The organism is Chloroflexota bacterium (assembly GCA_018648225.1).
Lineage (GTDB): Bacteria > Chloroflexota > Anaerolineae > Anaerolineales > UBA11858 > NIOZ-UU35.
In genome coordinates, this window is the sequence record JABGRQ010000160.1 from 1 (window position 1) to 6,475 (window position 6,475).

The 6,475-nt window shown below is 54.1% G+C and carries 6 protein-coding genes (1 of these 6 cut by a window edge); 1 reads left to right on the plus strand and 5 read right to left on the minus strand.

Features of this window, described 5'->3' with window-relative positions:
• The 5 genes from HN413_15140 to HN413_15160 form a co-directional block, all read right to left on the minus strand.
• Positions 1-1,789, minus strand: a 1,789-nt coding sequence (locus tag HN413_15140) for a GAF domain-containing protein (protein ID MBT3391732.1), incomplete at its 3' end; no start/stop codon positions are given.
• Positions 1,790-1,820: 31 nt separating this feature from the next.
• Positions 1,821-3,638 carry an ABC transporter ATP-binding protein gene (locus tag HN413_15145; protein ID MBT3391733.1) on the minus strand — a complete coding sequence of 606 codons (1,818 nt, stop codon included), beginning with the start codon at positions 3,636-3,638 and terminating at the stop codon, positions 1,821-1,823.
• A 17-nt stretch (positions 3,639-3,655) separates the two neighbouring features.
• Positions 3,656-5,422, minus strand: coding sequence for an ABC transporter ATP-binding protein (locus HN413_15150; GenBank protein ID MBT3391734.1), 1,767 nt, complete (start codon positions 5,420-5,422; stop codon positions 3,656-3,658).
• A gap of 63 nt (positions 5,423-5,485) precedes the next feature.
• Entirely contained in the window at positions 5,486-6,250 is a 765-nt protein-coding gene (locus HN413_15155) for a hypothetical protein (protein MBT3391735.1), read from the minus strand.
• A 41-nt stretch (positions 6,251-6,291) separates the two neighbouring features.
• Positions 6,292-6,429, minus strand: coding sequence for a hypothetical protein (locus HN413_15160; protein ID MBT3391736.1), 138 nt, complete (start codon positions 6,427-6,429; stop codon positions 6,292-6,294).
• Between HN413_15160 and HN413_15165 the strand changes: the two genes are divergently transcribed.
• On the plus strand, positions 6,420-6,475 hold the beginning of the coding sequence (locus tag HN413_15165; protein MBT3391737.1) for a hypothetical protein. 472 nt of this gene lie beyond the right edge of the window; only the first 56 of its 528 coding nucleotides appear in the window; it begins with the start codon at positions 6,420-6,422; the stop codon falls past the right edge of the window. The two genes, HN413_15160 and HN413_15165, sit on opposite strands and share 10 nt — an antisense overlap.

The following is a 6,475-nucleotide window of genomic DNA, read 5'->3' on the forward strand; positions in this document are numbered from 1 at the left end:
CACGCCGCTCCAAGACAGAAATTACCTGGTTACGCTCAATGGCGATGGCAGCCTGGTCGCTCAAAGAGGAGAGGTACTCCAAATCTTGCGGGCTATAGGGTTCGCCAGTTGCGCGCGAGGTGAGGGCCATAAAGCCAATCAGCCGGGTATCACGTCCCAGCAACGGGGCAAATACCTGCGCGCCCAGTAAAGCGATACGCGCTTTTTCCGATTCCAAAGCGGATGGCAATTCTGTTCCCCCCCCAATGAACAGATGGGTTTTGTTGCGTTCCAACATCCCCGGCAATGCGCTGGTTGTGGCGAAGCTTAAATCTGTGGTGCGTTGTTTGCTGGCATCGGGCAAGGCGATATAATAATCGCTGAGCGAATCGGGCGTAAAAATATGCAATTGGGCCGGTTTGATTGTCTCTTCGACATACAGGCGCAGCAAAGCGCCAATTTCATCCAGCCCCACCGCGGGGCTGAGGTCCTGTCCAAATTTTCGTAATTGCTCCTGATAGGCACCCTGTCCGCGGAAGAACACAGTATCCACGAGCTGTTGGAGATACGTTCGCAGAGGATTGAAAAATGCGGCCAGCAAGAAAACCATCAGGCCAACCAACAAGGGATTATTGGGGCTAATCGCGCCGCCCAAGACCAGGCTCAGACCGCTAACCATCAGGGCATAGCCGCTGACCGTAACGGCCGTGAGCAGGGCATACATAATAAATCGGCTGAACAGGTAATCGGTATTCAACAGACGATAGCGCAAAATGGCATAAGCTACGGCCAACGGGAACAAGATCAGCGGCAAGAGCAAATAAGCGCTAAACCGAATCTCCGGGCGATTGGCCGTCGCCAGAAACCATATCGCAATCGGCATAAAGGAAATCGAAGCGCCCCACAGGATAATGCGCCCCTGTTGCCGCATCAGCGGCGAAGTGGATGTATAACGTCGATAGGCTGCCACACCCACGAAGAATAACAACACAACCCCCAAAAAGGCATACTCCAGCCGCCAGGCCCAAATATACGCGGCAGGACGCAGCATGTTGAATAACGTAGGCAACGCCCAAAGCAGTAATCCCCCGCCAATCAGGTAGCCGAGCCACTGGAAATGGGTGGATTTGCGAAAACGGCGCGATTCCTGTGGAAATACCCAGCCCAGGTTAAAAATGGCTCCTCCGGCAATGGCGAGGCTGGCCGTCCAGAGATATGTAAACCGATTAAAAGTGTGGATGTCAAAAATTCCGGCGACAGCAATTGCAGCGGAGGCCGTAAAGAGCGCGAATACACGCCCTGAAGCGTCCTTAGCGCGCAGGCTGAATACCCACAGGCCGCTCCCCGCGTAGACCAAACCAATGAACCAGGGAATAATCATATTGGCGAATAGATCGCTTCGAGACATACGCTGAAGCACAACCGAACGCGTGGTAATTTCACCCCCCAGAGTGCGCGCCATAATCGCCACTTCATCACCTACCTGGTACTGGCTCAGCTGCTCAAATAAATCCCCGATGTGTTGCAGATCAACCCCTTCAATCGCAAGCAATTGATCACCAAATTCAAAACCGGCGTTGCGCGCATTCCAGGTATCGGGCTGCACCGGCTGAATGGTATTAACGATCAATGTGTGTTCAACAAACGCGCCAATAAATGGGTATTTCAGCCAGTTTACTGCTGAGAAAATTAATGCTCCCAGAACTACCAGGGCGATCAATTGGTAGAGCGCGATGGCTGCAGAAAGGAAGCGAGTTTTGATATTTTCTCGCTCAATGGGCGTGGTGGGCAATTCGGTAACTGCACTCATAAACTAATTGTACGAGCCGGGACGCGGGGAGTCAATGGCTGGCGAGAACCTGGCGAGATTGTTCTACATATTCCAGGCTTTGATGGCGGAAATAGGTATTATATAGGCTGGCATAATGGCCGGAAGATTTCATCAGCGCGGCGTGATTGCCCTCTTCGAGAATGCGGCCCTGCTCCAAAACCAAAATACGGTCGGCGGCCTTGACAGTAGAGAGGCGGTGTGCAATCAGGATGCTGGTACTATTCTGCAAGATCAGATTCAGCGCCTGTTGTATTTGCCACTCCGTAAAAGGATCAATGCTGGCAGTGGCCTCATCGAGGATGAAGATCGCCGGGCGGCTTATGAGCACTCGCAATAGCGAAATCAATTGGCGCTGCCCCATTGAGAGGCGCCCGCCGCGCTCGCCCACTTCCGTATCCAGGCCGTGCGGCAGGGTATCGAGCCAATCGCCGCCGCCAATCTGACGCGCGGTTTGCAAGACTTCAGCCATATCGATTTGCGGGCAGGCGTAGCAGATGTTCTCGGCGACAGTGCCCGAAAACAGGAAGGGGCTTTGCGAGACAATCCCCAATTGGCTGCGGTATTGATGTAAATTAAAACTGCGAATATCATGCCCATCGACGAGCAGTTGCCCGGCCTGAAACTCATAGAAACGCGCGATCAGCTTGGCAATCGAAGATTTGCCCGCCCCAGTATGCCCCACCAGGGCAACACTCTCGCCGGAGCTAATATGAAGGTCAAAATTCTCCAAGACAGGTTCTTGCTCAGTGTAGCTGAAACTCAGCCCGACAAAACGAATATCTCCGCTGAGGGGCGGCGCGGGCTGCTGATCGTGCTGCACGATAGCCGATTCGGCATCCATCAGCGCGAAGGCGCGTTCGGCGGCTGAAAGCCCCGACTGCACTTGCGCCCAAAACGCCGAAAGGTTAAGTATAGGAAAAAAGAAGCGATCCAGGCTCATCAGGAAAAGATACCACGTCCCGGCCGTCACCGCACCCTGCATCACCGATAGCCCGCCCACATACACCAAAACTGCGGTAGCAACGCCGCCCAATCCATTAAGCGAAGGGAAGACCAGCGAGAGAATAAAGCCGCGCTGCACATTGACGCGGAAGGAGGCTTGATTAGCAGCGTCGAATTCATCAAATATGGTCGCTTCCTGACGGTAGTTCTTGGCGACGGAAATACCGCTGACAGTCTCTTTGATAGCGGCGTTGACATTTGCCATAGCCCGCATCCCCCGGCGGGTGACATTGCGCGCCAGAGAGCGGAATCCCCACGCCGCTAGGAACAAAATAGGAAGAAAACCAAAGACATACAGCGACAACTTCCCAGACGTGCCGACCAACACCACCCCAAGGATGATCGCCTGTCCAAACTGGGAAATCAAATCCGTAATCAGTGTAACCAGCTGCCCAAATTCGCGCGTATCCGAAGTAATCCGGGAAACAATTTTCCCCGAAGCAAAGGTATCAAAAAACGAGAGATCGTGCCCGGTTGCGGCGGCAAAAGCCGTGGTACGGATGGTGTAAACCACATCGCCAACCACGCGAGCGGTCAGGCGGCGGCGAGCCCAATTGGCAGCCCAGGTATAGAACCCGGCCAGCAGCACCGCCCCAGAAAGCAGGTAGATGCCGCTCCCGCCCGACTCGCCGGACATCAAATCGAGGCCACGCGCAACTAACAAGGGGATAGCCGCCGATGAGGCCGAAAGGCTCAACAATAATACGATGATCCCAAAAAGTCGCCGTTTGTGGGGGATAAATAATTCCCAAATGCGGCGCACGAGTTCGCGGTCGCTATAATTGCGGTCGTAAGATTCGATATCGAGGTTTGAAAAGAAGGCCATAGGTCAGTATTCGGTGGTCAGTGATCAGTCTCTTGGAAAATGCGGCGGTAGGCTTCGGATGTTTGCATTAATTCGGCATGGCTGCCCACGGCAACGATGCGCCCGTTGCGCATGACCACAATCTGGTCGGCCCAGCGGATTTGCGAAAGGCGGTGCGTGATGATAAAGGTTGTGCGGCCCTGCGCGGCGGCGTAAATCGCCCGCTGGATGTGGTCTTCGGTAGCGCTATCGATAGCGCTGGTTGAGTCATCCAAAACCAGAATATGCGGGTTGGTGAGAAAGGCGCGCGCCAACGCCAAACGCTGCCGCTGACCACCCGAAAGCGTGACACCACGCTCGCCGATCACTGTATCGTAACCTTCATTAAATGAAGTAATAAATTCATGCGCCTGGGCTGTACGCGCGGCGGTTTCAATTTCGGCGGCGCTGGCATCGGGCTTTCCAAAGGCAATATTCTCGCGGATCGTGCGCGAGAAGAGAAAAATATCTTGCTCAATGATCGAAATTTGCTGGCGCAGGCTTTCCAAATTCCAATCGCGCACATCCACGCCATCCACAAGTATCTGCCCGGCGGTGGCATCATAGGTGCGATTAATCAGCTTAACCAGGGTGGTCTTGCCAGAGCCGGTTTGCCCGACGATGGCGACGGTTTGGCCGGGCTGGATCCGGAGGTTGATTCCGCTCAAGGAAGTATCGCCTGTCTCGTAGGCAAAAGCCACCTCCCGAAAAATAACTTCCCCACGAAGGGGAGCTACCGCGCCCTCCGCATTCTGATCGAGGTCATTTTCGCGGTTGATCAGCTCCAAAATTCGACGCGCGCCGGCAACTCCCAGCGAAACCTGCGAGTAGGCAAACAGCGATATAAATGTAGGAAAGCCAAGCAGCAAGAGCAGGCCGAAATAAGCGACCACGTCCCCCAGCACCAGCGCGCCGCGCTGGTAGAGCCAGATGGCATGAAACAACCCGCCCGCCTGAGAGATCGCCATCAGCAGAAAAGGCACGAAGCGCGCTTCCACATCGCCCTGATGGATAAAGTAGTCGCGGAAGCTGGATGCATATTGCTGGAATAACCCAATCTCTTGCTGCTCTTGCGCCATGCCCTTGACGGTTTCAATCCCATCCAGGGCTTCGGCGAGACGCGTGTTCAGGCGGCCAAAAGCCTTGCGCACGCCAGCCGTGATCGGGCGCAATTCGTGCAGGTATTGCCCCAAGGCCAGAAAATAGGTAATCGTGAAGAATAACGGCGCGGCAATCAACGCGGGATGATAGCCCGGCGCAAAGATGAGCGGCATAATGATGAAATTTGCCGAGCCAACCACAAGGTTGATGCCGGGACTAAACATAAAGTTGACCTCGCGCACATCATTTGTCGCCCGCGCCATTGTATCGCCCACAGGCTGTAAGTTATGGAAGGTCATGCTCTTGCCCAACAGGCTGATATACAACTCGGCGCGAATATCGCGCTCGATATTCTGCGCCATGAGTTCCGCGCCAAAATTACGCCCGAATTGCAACACACTGCGGATCAACTGGGTGATGGCAATCATCCAGGCGATATTCAACAACGCGTCAAGCTGTGGCTGCGCGCCCGAAATCGCTTCGAGGGCGCGGCCCGTATAGATGGGCACCACCGAGGCCAGCCCGGCATTACCCACTGCGCCCAGAATGAGCAAGGCGAAGAGATACCAGTAGCGCAGGGCGTGCGACAAAATCCAACGCAATGGTCCGCGGCGGTCGCCCTGATGGTATTCGGGCAAGGTAAATTCAGCAGAGGTCGTCGTCATATTTTAGTGATTGCCACAAAGATCACAGAGAGAGATTATTGATCATCATGAGAAAATAAGGTTTTATATGTGCTCGTCGGGGAAACGCAATTGCGCGGCGATAGCGTATGGTTCATACTGCCGAAAATCAGCAGGATCACAGCGGCGCATACGCTCATTGGCGGGTGTAATTTTATACGCATTGCCATTGCGATGCAGCAGCGGAATTGCGCGGCGGCGCTGGACAAATATTTGCCGCATTTCTGCGGAATACGCTGCGAAATTATTTATTTCGGCGGGGTACGCCACCAATAATGCCTCAAAGGTTTTTATAAACTGTTGGCGATATTCGGCACTGATACAATCCAGATGGCTGATTACCCAGCAGCGGTCTTCATATACCCAATAATACGACAAGCCCAGAAATTCGCCTGCCCCATTTATATATGGAAAGAAAGGAAATGCCCTACAGGTGATGGTGCGATATGGGCGCTGGCAATACGCATATCCGCGGCATTCCACCAGCAGCATATTGTCCGGAGTTTGTTGGCGTAAAGCCTCACCAAGTTCAGCATCCACGGGTTGCCAGCGATGCCACAGATTGGTGTGAATTTGCAGATATTCCCATTCCGCTGTATATGCCGCTGGAATGCTGTGCTGTGTATCACAGCAGAACGGTTCCCCATTTTCATTATATGGGGCGCACTCTTGCCCACAATCCAACACGCTGATAGGGGCATCAAAACAGCGGTACAATTTTGCGATGGATTTATGAGCGTGGAAGTCCAACATAGGGGTAGAGGATACCACAAATACGATCTCGCAAAGGCGGGTGTTTGGTATACTCATTCAATACCCAAGGAGTTTAATATGCCAACAAAGCATCGAATTCAAATCATCGCCAGCATAGCCGTTCTGGCAATCAGCGCGCTGGCGTGCAGCCTGGTAACAACCCAAAGCCCGGAGGTTGGGAGCGCGCCGACCAGCGCGGTGGCAGAATCCACACCGGAGGCAGCGATTGCCGCCACCAGGGCAACCGCCGCCGCGAGCGAGTCCGCCCCACCGGCTGAGGGC

Bases quoted from the DNA above. Each gene is read 5' to 3' on its own strand.
- HN413_15150 (MBT3391734.1), bottom strand. From the start codon at position 5,422: ATGACGACGACCTCTGCTGAATTTACCTTGCCCGAATACCATCAGGGC.
- HN413_15145 (MBT3391733.1), bottom strand. From the start codon at position 3,638: ATGGCCTTCTTTTCAAACCTCGATATCGAATCTTACGACCGCAATTAT.
- HN413_15155 (MBT3391735.1), bottom strand. From the start codon at position 6,250: ATGAGTATACCAAACACCCGCCTTTGCGAGATCGTATTTGTGGTATCC.